The organism is Rossellomorea sp. H136, assembly GCF_056838065.1.
The window spans coordinates 1,912,801-1,930,340 of sequence record NZ_CM166371.1 but is presented as its reverse complement, the minus strand read 5'-3'; the positions used below and the strand labels follow the sequence as shown (position 1 = coordinate 1,930,340).

Genomic DNA, 17,540 nt, shown 5'->3' with positions numbered 1-17,540 from the left:
AATGACAATAAAAAAAGCGTGAAGAGCCATGGCCTCTTTCACGCTTTTTTCGGGTGTAAACAATATTATTTGTTTACAACTTCTTTACCTTTATACGTTCCGCACTCTTTACAAACACGGTGTGCTAGTTTCATTTCACCACAGTTTGGGCATGCTACCATACCAGGTACACGTAGTTTGAAGTGTGTACGACGTTGTCTTTTTGCTGTTTTAGATGTTCTTCTAAAAGGTACTGCCATTCTTCCCACCTCCTTAAAAGAGATTAATACTCATTATGAAGCCAGTCGAACTGGTACTTCGCTTTTAAGATTTCTTGTTTTGATCAAGAAGTTTTGCTAAGTCAGCGAGACGAGGATCAACTTTCTTCTCTTCCTCTTGCTCGACTTGATAAGCTTGTTCTTCCGTTAGTACTTCCCAGTTCTTACCGGAAGGCATCTCATCTTGTTCTCTCGCTTCATCACTGATTACTTGCATCGGAATCTCAAGTAATAGTAATTCTCTAATAGCAGGTATTAAATCAATAACATCACCTTGAATACGATGTACTTCCTCTTCCTCATACTGATCATAATCAGCTTCATTTAGAAGATACGTTTCAATCGTTTGAATGTCAACTGGTAAATCAACATCCACAAGGGTTCTTGAGCAAGGTAATACTAACTTCCCTTCTATATGGAGATGGAAAGTGACGCGGTTTGAACCGATATCTGCCTTTCCGGACACTCGAATAGGTGAGACTTCTATAATTTGGGGATCGATTTCTTTCAATTCATCCAAATTAATCGTTTCGTCAATGGAAAGTCCCTTGTCTCTAAATTTTTGTAATTGTATTATTGACCATTTCAATGTAATCACCTCAAGGCAACAAAGGTAATTATAGCTTTCATAATACCGTTTGTCAATATTTTTTCTTTACACTCTTTACAACCATAGTGTTGTAATTATAACGTTTAAATATAAGGACTTTCAAATAATTTTATAATATTAGTTATGGTTATGTCATAAAAGGAGAGAATCTATATCATTTCCTTATATAATAATCTATATAGCAGATAGTTTTGACTTAGAAAGGATGTGGAGAATTTCATGAAAGCAACAGGAGTAGTAGTAGAGTATAATCCCTTTCATAATGGTCATTTACATCATTTAAGGGAAACGAGAATAGTATCTGGAGCTGATGTAGTGGTTGCAGTTATGAGTGGGCATTTCCTGCAGCGTGGAGAGCCTGCGCTGGTCTCTAAATGGTCCCGAACCAGAATGGCTTTAGAAGCAGGGGTTGACGTCGTGATTGAACTTCCCTATTGTTTTGCCACTCAGCATGCTGAAATTTTTTCGAGGGGAGCCATTTCACTCCTTGATTCCATAGGCTGTGAGAGTTTTTGTTTCGGAAGCGAGGATGGGGATATTGATACTTTCGAGAAAACGGTCGTATTCATTGAAGCAAATCGGGAGCGTTACAACACATATATTAGTGGTTTTATCCGGGATGGCATGAGCTATCCTTCCGCTCTTGCTAAAGCCTTTCAAACATTAGGGAACGGAGACTCCGTTATCGATTTAAGTAAGCCAAATAATATACTTGGGTTTCATTATATGGAAGCGAGAAACCAGATTCACTCGTCACTAAAAGCGTACACCATTACTAGGGAAGCTGCCGGGTACCATGATCAACACTTCTCTTCTCCTTCAATTGCAAGTGCAACAAGCATAAGGAAAAATATATTCAGCAACGAGGGTGGTCATAAGATTGATTCTTATCTCCCGTCGACATCTGTAGATCAGTTAACTCAGTACCAACTCGAGTATGGGGGATTCCATCGCTGGGAAAATTATTGGACGATTTTGCAGTATAAGCTTCTTTCTTCGTCCAAAGAGGAATTGAAGAATATATATGAAATAGAAGAAGGGATAGAAAATCGGATGATGGAGTATGTTAAAATCTCGACTTCCTTTGAAGAATTCATGACGAAGCTTAAAACAAAGCGTTATACATGGACACGGCTTCAACGAATGCTCCTTCATATTCTGACGAATACTCGCAAGGAAGAAATGCGTTGCAGACACATCTCTCCAAGCTATATCCGCCTGCTTGGAATGAACAAAATGGGGAGGGATTTTCTCCATTCTAAGAAAAAAGAAATGCCCTTGCCTTTAATCAGTAAGCTTTCAAGTGCTAATCAAAGCGATATAGAATTAGATGTCAGAGCCGCTGAAATATTTTCATTAGGATTAAAAAATGCGGCAGCCCGAAAAAAATTGCTTCATCAAGAATGGTCCCAACCGCCTGTGATGGTATAAAAACAGAAAGAGGCTGACCTAGGACAGCCTCTTTGACTATTTTGCTAATGTTTGTAAAAATGCTAATGCTTCATCAAAGGTTTTCACAGGTATTACCTTCATATCAGTACCAATGTCTTCAGCAGTTCTTTTGGCAGCAATATAGTTCGATTCAAGTTCAGGATACTTTTCTTTCATTTCTTTTGTAATGTTTTCATGTGGAGCAAGGAAATATTCTGCACCTGCTTTGTCAGCAGCAATGACCTTCTGCTCTATACCGCCAATGCGTCCAACTTCCCCATTTTCGGAAATCGTCCCTGTCCCCGCAATAGAATGACCCTTCGTAATGTCATCCTTCGTTAGTTGATTATAAATCTCCAAGCTAAACATCAATCCTGCGGAAGGGCCACCAATCTCTTCAGTATCCAGTTCCACCGCTGGGTCGGTTTTGATTTCTTTATCGTCACTTAGCGTAATTCCAAGACCAACTTTATCCGGCATATCAGGGAAAGGCTCCAAGGAAATCGTTTTCATCATTTCTTCCTTATCCCGAACGTAAGTAATCTTCACCTTATCCCCACTAGTTTTCTTACTGACATATTCAATGAATTCCTCTGAGGATTGAAATGTAATCCCATCAACGGCAGTAATACGATCACCAGGCATTAAGACTTCTTCTGCCGGCATTGATGGGTAAATATTCAAGACATATATACCTTTGTAGGTATATTCATAGGATTTACCCGCTTTTTTAAAGGCCACTTCAATGGCATGGTTTTGAGAGTCAGCCATAAGGTGAAGTTGACGAAGATTATACTCCTCGTCACTTTCATGAGGGCTTCTAATTTCCTCAACCGGAAAGATATATTCGTATTTTTTTAAGCTTGCCATAAGATAGGCATAAATATTTGCTCTTCCCATCCTGACGGTTGTAAGCATTAATTCACCTTCGTCCTCATAGCCATTCTTCACCTCTACGATCGGATCCAGTTCATGGGCTCCCCCTGGCTTCGTTACATAAAAGGGTAGATAATAAAAGGATGTAGCAACCATGATAATGGTCATGATGACTAAAGTTCTGATTAATGTTTTCGTTTTCATGCTCTTTACTCCTTCCAATTATCTAAAGCTTTCTGAATAGAAGGAATAACCTTCTTTGCCTCTTCCTCCCCCATATCGATGATTTCATCAATATTCTTAAAGGCTCTGGTGCTATACATTTGTACATGGGGTCTGATCATAAAGTCAGAAGCAAATTCACGGTGTGCGACGATTTCTAATTGAAGGATATCGATGCTTTGCATAATCACGTCATAAATCGTTGTGATTTCAGCATTCCTTTTCACATGAGATACATCGACTCCGATGACGATGTCAGCACCCATCTCTTTAACAACCGAAACGGGTACTCGGTCAATGACTCCTCCGTCCACGAGTAAGCGGCCGTTTATTCTTTCAGGTACAAATATACCCGGGATCGCAATACTTGCCCGGACCGCACTTGAGATAGGACCGGTCGTAAACACCACTTTTTCACCATTTGTAATATCTGTGGCAACGACACTTATGGGAATTTTTAAATCTTCGATATTTTTATTATGTGTAAAAAGCTGAATGAATTCTTTTATCCTTTTACCCGAAATAAAGCCCATCTTCGGAACGGTAAAGTCTAAATAATATTTTCTTCTGAAGGTGGTGGAAAGCTTGTAAAGGTCTTCCATCTTATGCCCTACCCCATAAAAGCAGCCCACAAGAGCCCCCATACTGCTACCTGCAATCATATCTATTGGGATCTTTGCATCATCAAATGCCTTTAACACCCCTAAATGTGCAAATCCTCTTGCCCCACCCGAGCCGAGGGCTAATCCAATCTTGGGTCTGTCCATGCCCTTCCCCCTTTTGCCGAGTTATCGGTACATTTCATCATATGGTCTATTTCAATTATGTATGAGTATATTGAATAATATGAGGACAAGTTGAATTAATCCCATTTTATCATTCTTTTCCCAATTCACAAGGAATTGATATAGAAGGAACTTATTTCATAAGAGGGGGAAGTCCGGTTGTTCAAATCGAAAATCAAAACCTTGGCTTTATCGATGAGCGTGACTTTATTTGCGGCATCTCTCATCATAATGCCGGGAGAATCTCTTGAGGCCTCCATACGGGGATTAGATATGTGGTGGGAGATCGTATTTCCCTCGTTATTGCCATTTTTCATCGTGTCTGAAATGTTGATTGGTTTTGGTGTTGTCAGATTTATCGGGGTCTTGCTGGAACCCTTGATGCGGCCATTATTCCGGGTCCCCGGGGTTGGCGGTTTTGTGTGGGCAATGGGAATGGCATCAGGATTTCCATCGGGAGCCAAACTGACGGCCCGTCTGAGACAGGAAAAACAGATCACGAAATTAGAAGCGGAACGCCTTGTTTCTTTCACGAACTCTTCCAATCCTTTATTCATATTTGGAGCTGTGTCGGTTGGGTTCTTTCAAAACGCTACCCTCGGAATTGTTTTAGCTACCGCTCATTATATTGGAAACATCTGTGTAGGTGTCGTCATGAGATTCTATGGTGGAAAAGAGAAGGAAGAATTGAGAAATCGGTCTTCCGGGAAAAAAGGCTTTATCATTCGGGAAGCCTTTTCTGCTCTTCATCGCACAAGACTGCAAGATAAGCGCCCTATAGGGAAACTCTTGGGAGATGCTGTCACCTCTTCCATTCAAACCTTACTGATGATCGGTGGTTTCATTATCCTTTTTTCGGTCATTAATAAAATGCTTTATCATCTGCATATTACGACCTTTGTTGCAGAAGGCTTTTCAACTCTATTTATTCTGCTCCAATTACCAGAGCAATTAAGCATTCCTTTTATTTCAGGCTTGTTTGAAATCACGTTAGGCGCAAAGCTGACAAGTGGAGTAAATGAAGCTACTCTGCTTCAGCAAGCCATTATTACAAGTTTTATATTGGGGTTCAGTGGGTTCAGTGTCCAAGCGCAAGTTGCAAGCATACTAGCAGAAACCGATATTCGATTCAAGCCCTTTTTCTATGCCCGATTTATTCATGGAATAGCCGCCTCCGTCATGACCATCATCATTTGGAAACCGATATACGAGAGATTTTCCGATGAGCAGCTCTCCAATGCCATACCTGTATTCGCCATGAAAAATGATGCATTCTGGACGGAAATGCTGTATTGGTTTAAGACAGCAGGGCCAGTGATCACGATATTCAGTTTGATTCTCTATATCGTATTATATGCAAGAAGACAAGTTTAAAAATAAAGAATGGGTTGATCCCTTTGCCTACGACAATATACTTCTCACAACATGAGAATGGTAAAGTCTGCACACTTGGATCAACCCTGTATTAATTATTCAGGCTTATTTAAATCACTATATTTTTCCTTTAACGATTCTTCCACTCGTTTCGGCACTAATTCAGAAATGTTGCCTCCATACTTAGCTACTTCTTTTACTATACTCGAGCTCAAGAAAGAATATTGATTATTCGTCATAATGAAGAACGTCTCGATATCATCCTCTAATACCCTGTTCATTGACGTAATCTGCATTTCATATTCGAAGTCTGATACAGCACGCAACCCTCTAATGATTGCTTTCGCATTCACTTTCTTTGCGTAATCAACTAAGAGCCCTTGAAAAGAATCGACAACTACATTTGGAATATCCCCCGTAACCTCGCGAATCAATTTAATTCTTTCCTCTACAGAGAATAGTGGTTTTTTAGAAGAGTTATTTAAGACCACCACATAAATTTGATCAAAAACTTTCGCACCCCGTGTAATAATATCTAAATGTCCATATGTAATGGGATCAAAACTACCCGGACAAACTGCAATGCTTGTCATTATATTACCCCCTCGCTATTTATCGTTTCTTCCTTCGATCTCCTTGAGAAAATGGAGATCCTTATGATTCCATACGTTTCTTCCCTTACTTTCTCCAAGCCCCCGGCTCTGTCTGCCAATGTAATATCCGAGCCATGTTCACACATGACGAAACCGCTTTCATTTAGAAGATCGTGCTCGTCGATGAATTCCAGGAGTTGTTGAAGCTTCTGCTGTTTATAAGGAGGATCCAGGAATATATAATCAAAGGTTATCTCTCTTTTTAAAATTGCCTTTAACGCCCTCGTTGCTTCGTTCCTATACACTTCGCTTTGCTCCGCCAGGTTACAATCCAGGAGGTTTGCCTTAATGGTTTGAAATGCTTTTGCATCACGGTCCACGAAAATCACAGAATCAAGTCCGCGACTCAGGGCTTCTATTCCGAGCCCACCGCTTCCTGCAAACAAATCCAATCCTGTACCCCCTTCAAAATAGGGACCTAACATATTAAATATAGACTCTTTTACCTTATCTGTTGTCGGCCGTGTCCCGCTGCCAGGAACAGCTTTCAACGCTCTACCTTTTAACGTACCTGATATTACTCTCATAATCATCCACCATATATGTATTTTTTCTTCACTATCCTATCATATCTCGACAGATATCGCTACATACTGAAATTGTCTCAAAACATGTATAAAATCATTTTGATAGGTGATAATGGAAGTAACAGCATCCTAACTGATGTTGTTGCCAACCGCGGAGAAGGCTTACGATTCCCCATAAGTTCTTCCTCCGGTTTCTCCTCTCCCTTTGCCTTCTTTCCAGAAATGGATATAGAAGGACCCTGCAGAAAGTTCTGCAGGGCTTTTTACTTTCTTTCATTATCTCTAGTGGAAACTTCCTTATTCATCACTTCTACCTTGAACAATTTCTCGAACCATTGAACATCCATATAAATGGAACCCCCAACCGTTTGGATGGGATTCGTTAATAAGCCGTAATTTTCTTCATTATAAATAAAATAATCTTCATTCACATAAAACCTGAATGTATTTCCATTTAACGATGTAAAGAATACATTTGGCTTTATCTCTTTAATGTCCAGCCCTAAAGCCTTAACTGCTTTTGGAAATTGAATAAGTTCTTTCTGTTTATACGATATGTAAGAAAGGTTATGTGTTATTTTGTTGATGAGTACAGGATTATTGCTTTTAAGAATCATAGGGACATTCTCTTTTCCTTTTACACTTTCAGTAAAAAATGTAGAGTCAAAACCTGTAACTTTTCCTAACATCACATCTAATTTTGTTGCATCAACCGATTTGGTCTTGTCCTCTTCCATCCTCCGTTTAAATGTATCCAATTGGGAAGGGCTCAGTCCTTCCACCACTTCTTTATAAGCCCATGCAGATTTTGAAGTGTTCGGTTGTTTTTTCAAAAGGATGCTAACGATAAATTCTTTAAGCCAAGCATCTTCATCAGTGGAAAAATACTGTTGATACAGTAAGCTCCCTTTCAGTTCATTTAGCAACTCCTTTTCAGCTGTGTTCCTCACAATCAAATATGGAGATACATAGTGCCCTATTTTGTCCGTGATGATAACGGTCACAAACCCTTCAAAGGAGCCTGGTTGGACTGTCTCAGCCTCGTTTATGACGGACCTGTCGTACAACATTCTCACTGTAGATGAAGCTTTCTCCATCAACGGATCTCCAGTCCAATATAATGCGGAAGGCTCACCCCGACCAATGAAAGAATAATAATCGATATAACTCTTTTTCTTATGGCTGGCAGATTTATATCCTGCTACCCATTTTCCAGTCCTCAAACTCTTTTCTGTTATGTGAATATCTGTATTTAATGTTTCAACAGAAGATAGTGCAGGGTGCCAATCTTTCACCAACATACCTTCTGTTTTAGTCGGCTGATCGAATGAATAAGTGATGGTGATCTCCTTAAGTTCTTTATAGAGATTACTTAATTGGAATTCTCCATTTTCTTTCATTAAACACTTATCCCCTCTGTCATTCACACATGAAAAATCCCTTGCATCACTTGGCCATTGAATGGTTATTTGTTTAGGGATTGTTGATAGGAAATGAATGGTTTGTGTCACAAAAAATGTGTTTTCTTCATGCGTGATGGAATAAGATTGATTTACCTTTGCAGCCCCAGACTCTTCGGCACTTTCTGTTGTAAATCCCATCCATTGAAAGAATAGAATGCTGGAACTAATCAAAATCATAAGTAGACCAAATGTAAATAGGATGCGTTTCATACTATACTCCTTAACTCCGTCTGTTACTTAAAGAATAGCAGATTCACGCAGCTGATGGTGGAATATATTTAGATTATTTCCAATCATTTATCCAAAATCCAGATCTTTACTGTCTGCGGGATGAGAAGCTTGGTTTAAATGATCTACAAGCATTTGATCCCATTCACTTTTATCCACATAGCCATTACTTATGAGAGTTTCTTGTAAATCTTGAAGAGTAGAGTTTTGCAATTCATCCTCCTCAACCAGAGATAGAATTCCGTGTGCTGCCAGTGTAGACAATATTGCTGTAACGATAAAAGAATCACTATTCATTATTTCAATTTCTTTCGTTTGATATCTCACGCCAATAACGTACAAACATGATAGTCCCAGGACGATAAATAGAAATAACCATTCCATCACGATCACCCCTATAAGTTATTTTGAATCTTTACTTATCACTATATGTTTGAAATAATAAGGAATTGATAAACTCGGTAAGAAAAGGAGATTGAATGAATGATTCAACGTTTTATTGAATTAGGAGAAGGATATTCAGATATTTATGAACTAATGGAGCTTGCAAAAGCTAATAAAGAGCGATTACAGCATATGATGGCATTTCATACTATTGTTAATAACCGGGCCGTTTCATCCTTGGCTCTTGTGATGAAACCTACAGAACAAGGCAAATTCCAAGCCATTTATGTTTGCCGGGAAGGAATACCAAATCCGAATATCACACCAAACCAGCGCTACTCCCTTTTTGAAGAAACGGCTAAGGAATTAGACAGGGTCATCATCCAAATGGATGTGAAACCCTCCACTCTCTATCCGGAAAAAGCATTGTACTATCAGCATCTGATCGCGATACTGCGATTAAATCATTATATTCTGCCTTTACAATAATGGATGTTATCGTGCAGCTTTTTGTAACGGAGAAATGTATCACCCCTAAAAAAAAAGCTGCCAAAACAACACTCTTTGGCAGCAAACATTAAAACCCCATTTTGTAATCATATTCCTTCGCCTTATCCGGGCGGGAATTTTCAAAAACAGACTTTATAAATGGCTTATGCGAAGGATCTACCTTTTTCACGTAGGAATAGGTAGCTATTCTTTCCATTACCGTTTCGATTTCATCCTGATTACAGTAAAGTACAACATATTTCATTTTCTTCGATACATAGTGGACATTCCCAAATCGCCTCAGGGATTTGGCATGCTTTAAACTATGTAACCAAACAACTAAACCTTGTCTTTGCGTTAACATATAGTTTCCCCTCTAGGAATCACTTTTTTATAAGTCTAGCATAATAATGTGGGGGTAAGCAATACGTAATGGTGCGAACTTTCATTAAACAGAGCGTACTGTGAATACTACATAATGAAGGAGAGAACGGAGGGTCACCATGGACTTGAATGTGATTTGGGACTTTTTTATCGATCAACTTCGACAAGAGGACGGGATTGAAGATGCGCATGTGAAATGGAGCGCAGGCATACCATTTATCTATATAAGATCCAAGAAAGAGAAAAGTGACATCGAGTACTCCATTAAAAAATGGTCGGCTAGGGCAATGCGGGGAAAGAGACTGCATTCTGATACGATTTTTTTCAGGGAAGAAAAATCATTGTATGTATATCGGCACCGGTTCTATGTCCCCCAGGAAAAAATGTTTTGCTGTGGGAACCTCTGCGTGGATTGTGTTCGGTTAAGGCAGTAAGAGATAAGGATGAATCTCCATAAAATGAAAAGAAGAGCAGACACATCGTCCGCTCTTCTTTTCATATGTTTAGGCTGAACAACCGCAGCTTCCGCCAGAACCGCAGCCTCCCCCGCATGATCCTCCACTTGAGAAAAAAGGATTCCCTGAAGGAACCTTTACATTTTTAGACACAGAATGTCCGATAAGCAGGCTCACTTGATCAAGCAGATCTTGCAGCTCGTTTTCCACTCTTCTGAACTCGGCTACATTCTCATCAAGGTCCATTTCTCTTTTCACTTCACGGATTTCTTTCATGATGGTTTTGTAGTCCGGGTGGTAACGACCAAAGCGTTGAACTTCTTCGTAACTTTCTTTCATCCGAGAAAAGGTTTGTACTTTTCGTTGAGTTTCAGAATTGTTTCGAAGTTTATATAAAGACTTACGATAATTTTCTGCCACATCAGATTCTAAAATCCACTGAGATAATTCGTCAGCTGAATCCAATATTTCCATTCTTTCTATAGTAGCAAGCATAACGCTCACCTCCGTAACGATATTTTACCACGTTTCACCTCAGGAAGCGAATATGCAAAATGAATTTATTGGATTTTCCCACTTTATTGAATGATGTATCAACCCATATAAAATACCGCCGTAAAAAATATTTTCACGACGGACATTGAAAATCAATGATTATTGAATCGTCACATAAAACTGCTTCTTCATCCCTAAAGGTTTGTTATTCGTCCCTACTATTTCAACGTTGAGAAGATGCACACCCTTTGGTAATCCTTTTACAACAAAGGCAGCTGTATGATACTCCTTATACAAATTGCCGGTATTTGAACGAACGACTATCTTTCCTTTTTTCGCTCCGCTTTTTTCTGATGTGAATGTTACATTGGGAACGATACATTCAATATACACTTGACTTCCTTGTACCATATGTTTGATGGAAAGAGGTTTTCCCTCAGATTTCGCAGCTTCAACTTTTTTAGTAAACGTAAAGCTTTCCGGTTCAGGCATTTTTTCCTTACATCCACTTAAAAGCATAAGTAACGCAATGGATAGAAAAATGATTTTCTTCATCGTGTACACCACTCCTTACTAATAGCCTTGCCCAACCGTTTCGCTTTTTACTCAAAATTATTTTGTACTTGCATAAAGAAAAAAATAGTGCCTCAGCTATCGGCACTATTCATTGATTGAAACATACTGATCATCATGGAGGCCATTTGGACTCCGTTTGAGAACTTTTGTACTCGATGTGGAATCGTTTTTTGAAAATGGTTAATCGAAGCAATTTCGAATTTCTCTAATTCATTGGGATTTCGAGAAAGGCTACGATACCACTGTGGCTGATCCCTTAAAAATAATTTCAGATCTTCTTTGGCATAAATATACTCAATAATGTCTGCTCGCATCTTTAGTCACCCCCCTAATCTTTCCGGAATGAAAATGGATGGGAGGGTTTAGATGGTGTTTCAGTTTTGGTTGCTGTCCCTGATCCTCTATTGTTATTTGACTGAAATTGACTAAGTACTCCTTGTACTGCTCCCAAGGCTTCACTTAAGCTGTTAATATGTTGTTGCAATTGATTAGCGTCCATTTTTTTCACCATATCTCCAACTTGATCCATCCAGCCGCTTTTACTTCCTTGGTTGGTTGGGGTTGATTCTTTCACTGCTTCGTCTTTATACTTATCCCACCTTGTATCATCTTCCCCAAGTAAGTACCAGTCTTCAAAGAGATCCTGCCAATTGGCATCACCATTACGAACATCTTTCACAATTTTCGGATGCTTTCTCACAAATCCTTTAAACTCTTTTACCTTAGGGTGTAGTGATTTACCCATTATATGAACACCTCCATTACAGGCATCTACCTACTACACTTTATGAAGGATTCAAAAGAATGGTGATACATTCCTTTTTGTAGTAATATTTACATGTATATTAACGTTGATTTTACAGTTTCCAATGAATGTTTTGGCTGTGAATAAAGAAAAGGATGTATGAAAATGAAAGAACAGGTACAGCAGTTGTTAGATGAATGTCTTTCAGGAGCATCGGATGAAGATCTTCTAATCTTGAAACAGCTTCTCGAAGGAGTTATACGTAAGAAAGACAATGAAAATGGATCAATCATAGGCGGAATATTTGCCATGGACCGCGAAGTGAAAGACGGGAATTTCGAAATAAGTATCCCGATTACGCCCGTTACACATAACTCACTGCGAATCGTTCACGGCGGAGTAACAGCTACATTAGTGGACTCCGCTATGGGCACATTAGCCAATATGATGCTTCCTGAAGGATATGGAGCTGTAACGACAAATTTAAATGTACACTACTTGGCACCAGGTATAGGAGATCGTTTAACTGCTCATGCTACTATCGTTCATCAGGGAAGCAAGACAATTGTAGTGGACGGGAAAGTTATCAGTTCAGATGGTAAGATAGTTGCTCATTCTACCGGCTCGTTTTTTATTTTCAAAAAGAAACAGTAGACGGACCTTTTTTCAATATGAAAAGGTTGCTTCCCCATACGTCTCAGGGAAGCAACCTTTTTATTCTTTGTTTTCAAATTTCTCTATAAAGTTTTGTGTGTAGTACCTTTTATATACCCCTACGCCAAGATGGGTGAATTGTTGTTCCAGTAAAATCTTTCGATGGCCTTCCGAATTCAGCCAGCCATGAACGGCTTCTGGAGCATCGGTGTACTGGGAAGCGATGTTTTCCCCTGCAGTCTTGAACATAACATTTTCACTTTCCAGACGCTCGGATAGGTTTCCGAAGGTTGGTGAATCATGTGAAAAATAATCTTCTTCATACATTTCTTGACTATGTCCTCTTGCTACCATTGCCGTTTCTTCATCCCATTTTAGTATATCTGCTTCGAATTGATGTCTGATCACATTTGTGATATCAAAGATCTGCTTTTCGCTTGCACTATTCACTTTATCCCATTCTTCCTCGCTTGGCTCTTGTCCCTCAGCCAATTCCCCTCTATACATCATTTCATATGGATGCATCTCGATCAAAGTTTGACTATCAAGAAAGCGGATACTCGTAAGCCTTCCTGTGAATTTGTCCAGATAAAGCTGGGCATAAATATCTCCGAGGGTTACGAGAAGCCGGGTATTCAGGTCTTCTTCATTTAATTCAAACTGATAAGCACCTGATTCGTCATTTACAACGATTTCAGAATCCACAATGGTAAAACGGTAAATGTCTTCTAAACGTTGTCCCAATTTATAAGGAGCCACATCCACCTGATTCCCAATGGCAAACAACGTAACGACTTTATGATTGTTAACGCCCATTTGTATGTACTGTTTATCCGATATCGGGTAGATCCACCATTCATACCCGTAGGAGCTTGGTTCAACCCGCTCTGGTTCTCCAAAAGTTTCAGTTACCTTTATCGTATCTTTGCCAATCCAAGTTGATAAACCTGATGCAGGTCGTTCACCTGGAGTTTCGATTGATTGATTTAATTGGTTTTCGTTGTCTTCTTTAAGAGTTTGGGTTTCTGGTCCTTTAAGAGGCTCATTTTCTTGTTTTTGACCTTGATAAATACCAATAAATAAAATAATGACAAGAATGATCAAAATACGTAAAACAGTTCTCAGAAATTTCCCTCCTCTCTACTTTCTCTATCAGGATATGCCACAAATACTAGAATTATTATACCATGGTTTATGATTCTAAAACTTCAGTCTAGTATAAAGGATAGCATATTTTCATCCCTTCTAAAACAAATGAATCTCGAGTGGGGAAAGGTTTCAAAACCAAATTAAATAGAGATGATCCTGAAATGGATCATCCCCCTTAGATTAAAACGGTTTATTTCTGAAGTTTGATTCTGATATATTTTCCAACGCAACGTAGGCCTGTCTACCCAGAGACTCCCTAATAGCAAAATCACCTAAAGATATCATACCGATCAGTCGATCTCCCTCGACAACTGGAAGTCTTCGTATCTGATGCTCAGCCATGATGTGGGCCGCTTCTTGTGCTTCGGTGTCAGGTCCTACCGTTATTAGGTGTTTACTCATGATATCTTCTACTTTTGAAGAAGCAGGATGTTTTTCAGCAATACAGCGGAGGACGATATCCCTGTCTGTCATCATTCCCACAATCCTATCACCATCCACTATGGGAATGGATCCTACATTGTATTCTTTCATTTTTAAAGCAACCTCAAACACATTGTCCAGTAACGAACAAGTTTCAATATCATTTGTCATCATGTCCCTGATTTTTGTCATTTGGATCCTCCTCATACGTTCCGAATTACTACCTATATTTTTCTCTTTCTCCTGCAGGATATTCACATTTTAGAAAAATGACAAATTCAAATGATTGAAGACATTGCAAGATAAAGGTTTTTCCACTATTATTAAGAATGAGAAATACCGCATTTAGTATCATTGTACATACACCGATATAAATGCTTCTACCATACGAAAAGCATCAGGGCTCGAAAGTCCTCATGCCGGACAATATAGGAGGGAATTTTTATGCGTTTTGAAGGAACTGAATTTGAAAGCTTAAAAGTGGACTTAAACCGATTAGACGAGATCATGGAATCTCACGGACTTGTTCGTGCAGGTCAATGGGATTATGAGAGAGTGACGTACGATCGTAAATTTGAAATCAGAGAAGGTATCTTCTATTTACGAATCCAAGGTCTTGCTGTCGAGGGAGATATCGGAAAGCATGATGCCGTTATTCAACTAATGACTCCATTATTAGGAAAACATTACTATCCACACGGTATAGAATACGGTGAAGGTGAAGAATTCCCTAAACATCTGGTCACTTCTTGTGAAAAACTTATTGCAGATGTCAAAAAAGAAGCAACGAACTTTGCCTGGTAATATCTGTTTATGAAAAGACTGTCTATCTTCGGACAGTCTTTTCTGTATTATCCATACAGCATGAATCAATTCATCACTAAGATTCTATATACGCTTGGACTCTAATATAAATAGATGTAAAACCTTCGGAATTTCACTTTCTTCCTACTGTTCATTCTTCTCATTCTCTCATATAATAATAGTAATAGGTTTCTGTTAGAAAGGGGTACACCATTGTCCAAGTTTTTCACGAAAAAAGTTTTAATGATCACACTTATCATCTTAATACTTGCTATAGTTGCTTTTTTTATATTACCTGTTTCAGTCCCCTTGATTACTGCGATTATAACAGCACTTTTCCTGGAGCCTGCCGTTAGCTTTATACAAAATCGTTTCTTTGCAAAACGTCGAATGGCGGTACTTTCTGTTTTTGTACTGTTCCTGCTTCTTATAAGCGTTTCCTCGTTCTTTGTTACTACAAAAGTCGTTGGTGAAGGTATCAAGCTGATAGAAGATGCACCAAAATATGTAAACCAATTAAGCGATATTTGGCTTGATTACGAGGATCGACTGTTGAACGCTACAGAGGATCTTCCTGATGAATTAGTTAAAAGCTTCAGTGAAGACGTACAAAACTTTTTAAATAGCGGAAAGACGAAGATTCTTAACTCTGTCAATATTGAAAAGATAAGTGTGTTTTTATCTTATATACCCAATTACTTAGTGAGTTTTCTCGTTTACTTAATTGCGCTCTTTCTTTTCATGTTGGACTTACCGCGAATTAAGAAATCCATGTATGGTCACCTGACAGAAAGAACAGCAGAGAAAGTCGCGTTTATGACTTCCCGACTCACCTATGTTATTTTTGGATTCTTTAAAGCGCAATTCCTGGTGAGTATCATCATCTTTGTCGTTTCCTTAATCGGACTCCTATTCATTGCTCCTGATGTTGCGATCATGATGTCGATTATCATATGGGTGATTGATTTTATTCCTTTGATAGGTTCAATCGTCGTTTTGGCACCATGGGCTATTTTCCACCTGCTGACAGGTAATATTGCATTAGGAACTCAATTAGCAGTATTGGCAGCCATTCTCCTTATCATAAGAAGAACGGTAGAGCCTAAAGTGATGGGAACCCATATAGGATTATCCCCGCTTGCTACATTAATCGCCATGTACCTCGGTCTAAAACTCTTTGGTGTATTGGGCTTTATTATCGGGCCACTCATCCTTATCGTGTTTAATTCGGCTAAAGAGGCAGGTATAATAAAGACGAATTTCAAGTTATGAAAAAAGACCAATTCCCATTCGCAGGGAATTGGTCTTTTTGACTTTATTTTCACTTAAAAGAAATCGTAAAAGAATGGATGATTCCCCTGGGACAAGGATTGGAACTTATGGAAGTCCTCCTCCCCAGCCTGAAGTTTTCCCATTTGGAGTAATCCCTCTGGGGTATGCACTCCAAAGATTAATGCTGTGAAATCTTTGATGTCCAGTGAAATCGATGCCTCAATCTTTTCACCAACAACCACTTCATTTTTATTAAGAACAAAAGTGCTGTTATTCCAAGCCACTGTCGAATCCGAAATGGAGAATTCAAGTTGATGCGGAAAATTGATCTCTTTTACATATCTCTTCAAGAAGTTTTCAACATCGACGATTCTTGCCATGAAATATGGGTGCTTCTCCACTTTAATTCTTGGGTCCTTCAACATATAGGGTAACACTTCAAAGGGGTTCAATATAAGTTCAGCTTCATTTACCATTGAGTCATGCTGACAAATGAAGTTCCATAAACCAATTCTTGCATCACTAGTAAGTGGAACAAACTCTTCAACCTTCATCTTTTCCTTTTTCACTCCATAAGTAAGGTACCCGGTTGCTTCCCCTGCATCGTTATAATATATCGCTATCCACAGATCGGTGATGCTCCTTTCCCTCCACCATTTTTTTGAACGTACCAGCATCCCATTATGCTGCTCCGCATAGCGATCATAAATCGATTCCAATTCATTAGGATATGTATCCTTCTTAAATCTCCTGATTAGTCCATTGTAAGGCTTTAATGGTACAAGATCCTTCTTCTCAAGCTGTACCTTGTGCAAAGATGCAAATACTTCCCATCCAAATTTCCGATAAAAATCAATAGAAAATGGATGAAGCATGGATAGGACTGTGCCATCTTCCTTCATCTTCTGTAATGAATGATCCATTAATTGACGCACATACCCTCTTCTCCTGAACTCCGGATAGGTGGCGACTCCGGCAATACCTCCCATCGGATACACATGTTTACCCAGTTGTACTTGGAGCGGGATCAAATGAAGCTTCGCAGCTAAGTTCTCTTCTTCATATATTCCATACACAGTATGATCTTTAGTCTGTTGAAGGCGTCTCTCTCTGTCTTCACTTGGTACTACATATTGAAAAGCATATTCTGATAACTGTAAGGATTCTTCAAACTGGCCATGGTTTAATTTTGTAATCATTATATCTGCTCCCTTCTACTATTCCTACATTCGACGGGGCATTTGCCATTCCCTTTAGTTCTCGCAAAGATTGTTATTTTTAACA

The 17,540-nt window shown here is 39.0% G+C and carries 23 protein-coding genes; 7 read left to right on the top strand and 16 right to left on the bottom strand.

The window, feature by feature from the left end; translation table 11 throughout:
* Positions 1-65: 65 nt before the first annotated feature.
* Together rpmF and ACYH0O_RS09770 are read right to left on the bottom strand one after the other, a co-directional pair.
* Entirely contained in the window at positions 66-239 is a 174-nt protein-coding gene (gene rpmF / locus ACYH0O_RS09775) for a 50S ribosomal protein L32 (RefSeq protein WP_044337494.1), read from the bottom strand.
* 64 nt (positions 240-303) lie between these two features.
* A complete protein-coding gene (locus ACYH0O_RS09770; protein ID WP_482632094.1) occupies positions 304-846 on the bottom strand; it encodes a YceD family protein in 543 nt (180 codons plus the stop codon).
* A 240-nt stretch (positions 847-1,086) separates the two neighbouring features.
* On the opposite strand from ACYH0O_RS09770, the gene ACYH0O_RS09765 reads away from it, so the two are divergent.
* A complete protein-coding gene (locus ACYH0O_RS09765) occupies positions 1,087-2,298 on the top strand; it encodes a nucleotidyltransferase (protein ID WP_482632093.1) in 1,212 nt (403 codons plus the stop codon).
* A gap of 36 nt (positions 2,299-2,334) precedes the next feature.
* Here the strand turns inward: ACYH0O_RS09765 and ACYH0O_RS09760 are convergent, their stop codons facing one another.
* Positions 2,335-3,378 (bottom strand): SepM family pheromone-processing serine protease, encoded by a 1,044-nt coding sequence (locus tag ACYH0O_RS09760; protein WP_482632092.1) that lies wholly within the window; start codon positions 3,376-3,378, stop codon positions 2,335-2,337.
* Positions 3,379-3,383: 5 nt separating this feature from the next.
* Positions 3,384-4,163, bottom strand: a complete 780-nt coding sequence (locus ACYH0O_RS09755) for a patatin-like phospholipase family protein (protein ID WP_149155419.1) — start codon at positions 4,161-4,163, stop codon at positions 3,384-3,386.
* Between the two features lie 177 nt (positions 4,164-4,340).
* Between ACYH0O_RS09755 and ylbJ the strand changes: the two genes are divergently transcribed.
* Entirely contained in the window at positions 4,341-5,555 is a 1,215-nt protein-coding gene (gene ylbJ / locus ACYH0O_RS09750) for a sporulation integral membrane protein YlbJ (RefSeq protein WP_482632091.1), read from the top strand.
* Positions 5,556-5,650: 95 nt separating this feature from the next.
* Here ylbJ and coaD read toward each other — a convergent pair whose 3' ends face one another.
* The 4 genes from coaD to ACYH0O_RS09730 form a co-directional block, all read right to left on the bottom strand.
* Positions 5,651-6,148, bottom strand: a complete 498-nt coding sequence (gene coaD / locus ACYH0O_RS09745) for a pantetheine-phosphate adenylyltransferase (protein WP_482632090.1) — start codon at positions 6,146-6,148, stop codon at positions 5,651-5,653.
* A complete protein-coding gene (rsmD, locus tag ACYH0O_RS09740; RefSeq protein ID WP_482632089.1) occupies positions 6,148-6,735 on the bottom strand; it encodes a 16S rRNA (guanine(966)-N(2))-methyltransferase RsmD in 588 nt (195 codons plus the stop codon). The genes coaD and rsmD overlap by 1 nt, the downstream gene beginning before the upstream one ends.
* Positions 6,736-6,998: 263 nt before the next feature.
* Positions 6,999-8,408 (bottom strand): hypothetical protein, encoded by a 1,410-nt coding sequence (locus tag ACYH0O_RS09735; protein WP_482632088.1) that lies wholly within the window; start codon positions 8,406-8,408, stop codon positions 6,999-7,001.
* 87 nt (positions 8,409-8,495) lie between these two features.
* Positions 8,496-8,810 (bottom strand): hypothetical protein, encoded by a 315-nt coding sequence (locus ACYH0O_RS09730; protein WP_482632087.1) that lies wholly within the window; start codon positions 8,808-8,810, stop codon positions 8,496-8,498.
* A gap of 99 nt (positions 8,811-8,909) precedes the next feature.
* Between ACYH0O_RS09730 and ACYH0O_RS09725 the strand changes: the two genes are divergently transcribed.
* On the top strand, positions 8,910-9,299 hold the full coding sequence (locus ACYH0O_RS09725) for a DUF7147 family protein (protein WP_324748001.1): 390 nt from the start codon (positions 8,910-8,912) through the stop codon (positions 9,297-9,299).
* A gap of 88 nt (positions 9,300-9,387) precedes the next feature.
* Here the strand turns inward: ACYH0O_RS09725 and ACYH0O_RS09720 are convergent, their stop codons facing one another.
* Positions 9,388-9,663 carry a YlbG family protein gene (locus ACYH0O_RS09720; protein ID WP_149155412.1) on the bottom strand — a complete coding sequence of 92 codons (276 nt, stop codon included), beginning with the start codon at positions 9,661-9,663 and terminating at the stop codon, positions 9,388-9,390.
* Between the two features lie 139 nt (positions 9,664-9,802).
* On the opposite strand from ACYH0O_RS09720, the gene ACYH0O_RS09715 reads away from it, so the two are divergent.
* Positions 9,803-10,117 (top strand): hypothetical protein, encoded by a 315-nt coding sequence (locus ACYH0O_RS09715; protein WP_482632086.1) that lies wholly within the window; start codon positions 9,803-9,805, stop codon positions 10,115-10,117.
* A 69-nt stretch (positions 10,118-10,186) separates the two neighbouring features.
* On the opposite strand, the gene ACYH0O_RS09710 is transcribed toward ACYH0O_RS09715, so the two are convergent.
* The 4 genes from ACYH0O_RS09710 to ACYH0O_RS09695 form a co-directional block, all read right to left on the bottom strand.
* Positions 10,187-10,633, bottom strand: coding sequence for a YlbF/YmcA family competence regulator (locus ACYH0O_RS09710; protein ID WP_113968331.1), 447 nt, complete (start codon positions 10,631-10,633; stop codon positions 10,187-10,189).
* Between the two features lie 159 nt (positions 10,634-10,792).
* On the bottom strand, positions 10,793-11,188 hold the full coding sequence (locus ACYH0O_RS09705; protein WP_482632085.1) for a hypothetical protein: 396 nt from the start codon (positions 11,186-11,188) through the stop codon (positions 10,793-10,795).
* 92 nt (positions 11,189-11,280) lie between these two features.
* Entirely contained in the window at positions 11,281-11,523 is a 243-nt protein-coding gene (locus ACYH0O_RS09700) for a YlbE-like family protein (RefSeq protein WP_482632084.1), read from the bottom strand.
* 14 nt (positions 11,524-11,537) lie between these two features.
* The gene (locus ACYH0O_RS09695) at positions 11,538-11,954 is read right to left on the bottom strand and encodes a YlbD family protein (protein WP_482632083.1); all 417 of its coding nucleotides are present in this window, start codon (positions 11,952-11,954) and stop codon (positions 11,538-11,540) included.
* Positions 11,955-12,119: 165 nt separating this feature from the next.
* Here ACYH0O_RS09695 and ACYH0O_RS09690 point away from each other — a divergent pair, with 165 nt between their 5' ends.
* Positions 12,120-12,608 carry a PaaI family thioesterase gene (locus ACYH0O_RS09690; RefSeq protein ID WP_482632082.1) on the top strand — a complete coding sequence of 163 codons (489 nt, stop codon included), beginning with the start codon at positions 12,120-12,122 and terminating at the stop codon, positions 12,606-12,608.
* A 60-nt stretch (positions 12,609-12,668) separates the two neighbouring features.
* Here ACYH0O_RS09690 and ACYH0O_RS09685 read toward each other — a convergent pair whose 3' ends face one another.
* Together ACYH0O_RS09685 and ACYH0O_RS09680 are read right to left on the bottom strand one after the other, a co-directional pair.
* Positions 12,669-13,712 carry a CAP domain-containing protein gene (locus ACYH0O_RS09685; RefSeq protein WP_482632081.1) on the bottom strand — a complete coding sequence of 348 codons (1,044 nt, stop codon included), beginning with the start codon at positions 13,710-13,712 and terminating at the stop codon, positions 12,669-12,671.
* 225 nt (positions 13,713-13,937) lie between these two features.
* The gene (locus ACYH0O_RS09680) at positions 13,938-14,372 is read right to left on the bottom strand and encodes a CBS domain-containing protein (protein ID WP_482632080.1); all 435 of its coding nucleotides are present in this window, start codon (positions 14,370-14,372) and stop codon (positions 13,938-13,940) included.
* A gap of 252 nt (positions 14,373-14,624) precedes the next feature.
* Here ACYH0O_RS09680 and ACYH0O_RS09675 point away from each other — a divergent pair, with 252 nt between their 5' ends.
* On the top strand, positions 14,625-14,984 hold the full coding sequence (locus tag ACYH0O_RS09675; protein WP_148968627.1) for a YugN family protein: 360 nt from the start codon (positions 14,625-14,627) through the stop codon (positions 14,982-14,984).
* A 213-nt stretch (positions 14,985-15,197) separates the two neighbouring features.
* Positions 15,198-16,256 carry a sporulation integral membrane protein YtvI gene (gene ytvI, locus ACYH0O_RS09670; protein WP_482632079.1) on the top strand — a complete coding sequence of 353 codons (1,059 nt, stop codon included), beginning with the start codon at positions 15,198-15,200 and terminating at the stop codon, positions 16,254-16,256.
* A 53-nt stretch (positions 16,257-16,309) separates the two neighbouring features.
* On the opposite strand, the gene ACYH0O_RS09665 is transcribed toward ytvI, so the two are convergent.
* Positions 16,310-17,455 carry a GNAT family N-acetyltransferase gene (locus tag ACYH0O_RS09665; protein ID WP_482632078.1) on the bottom strand — a complete coding sequence of 382 codons (1,146 nt, stop codon included), beginning with the start codon at positions 17,453-17,455 and terminating at the stop codon, positions 16,310-16,312.
* Positions 17,456-17,540: the final 85 nt, after the last annotated feature.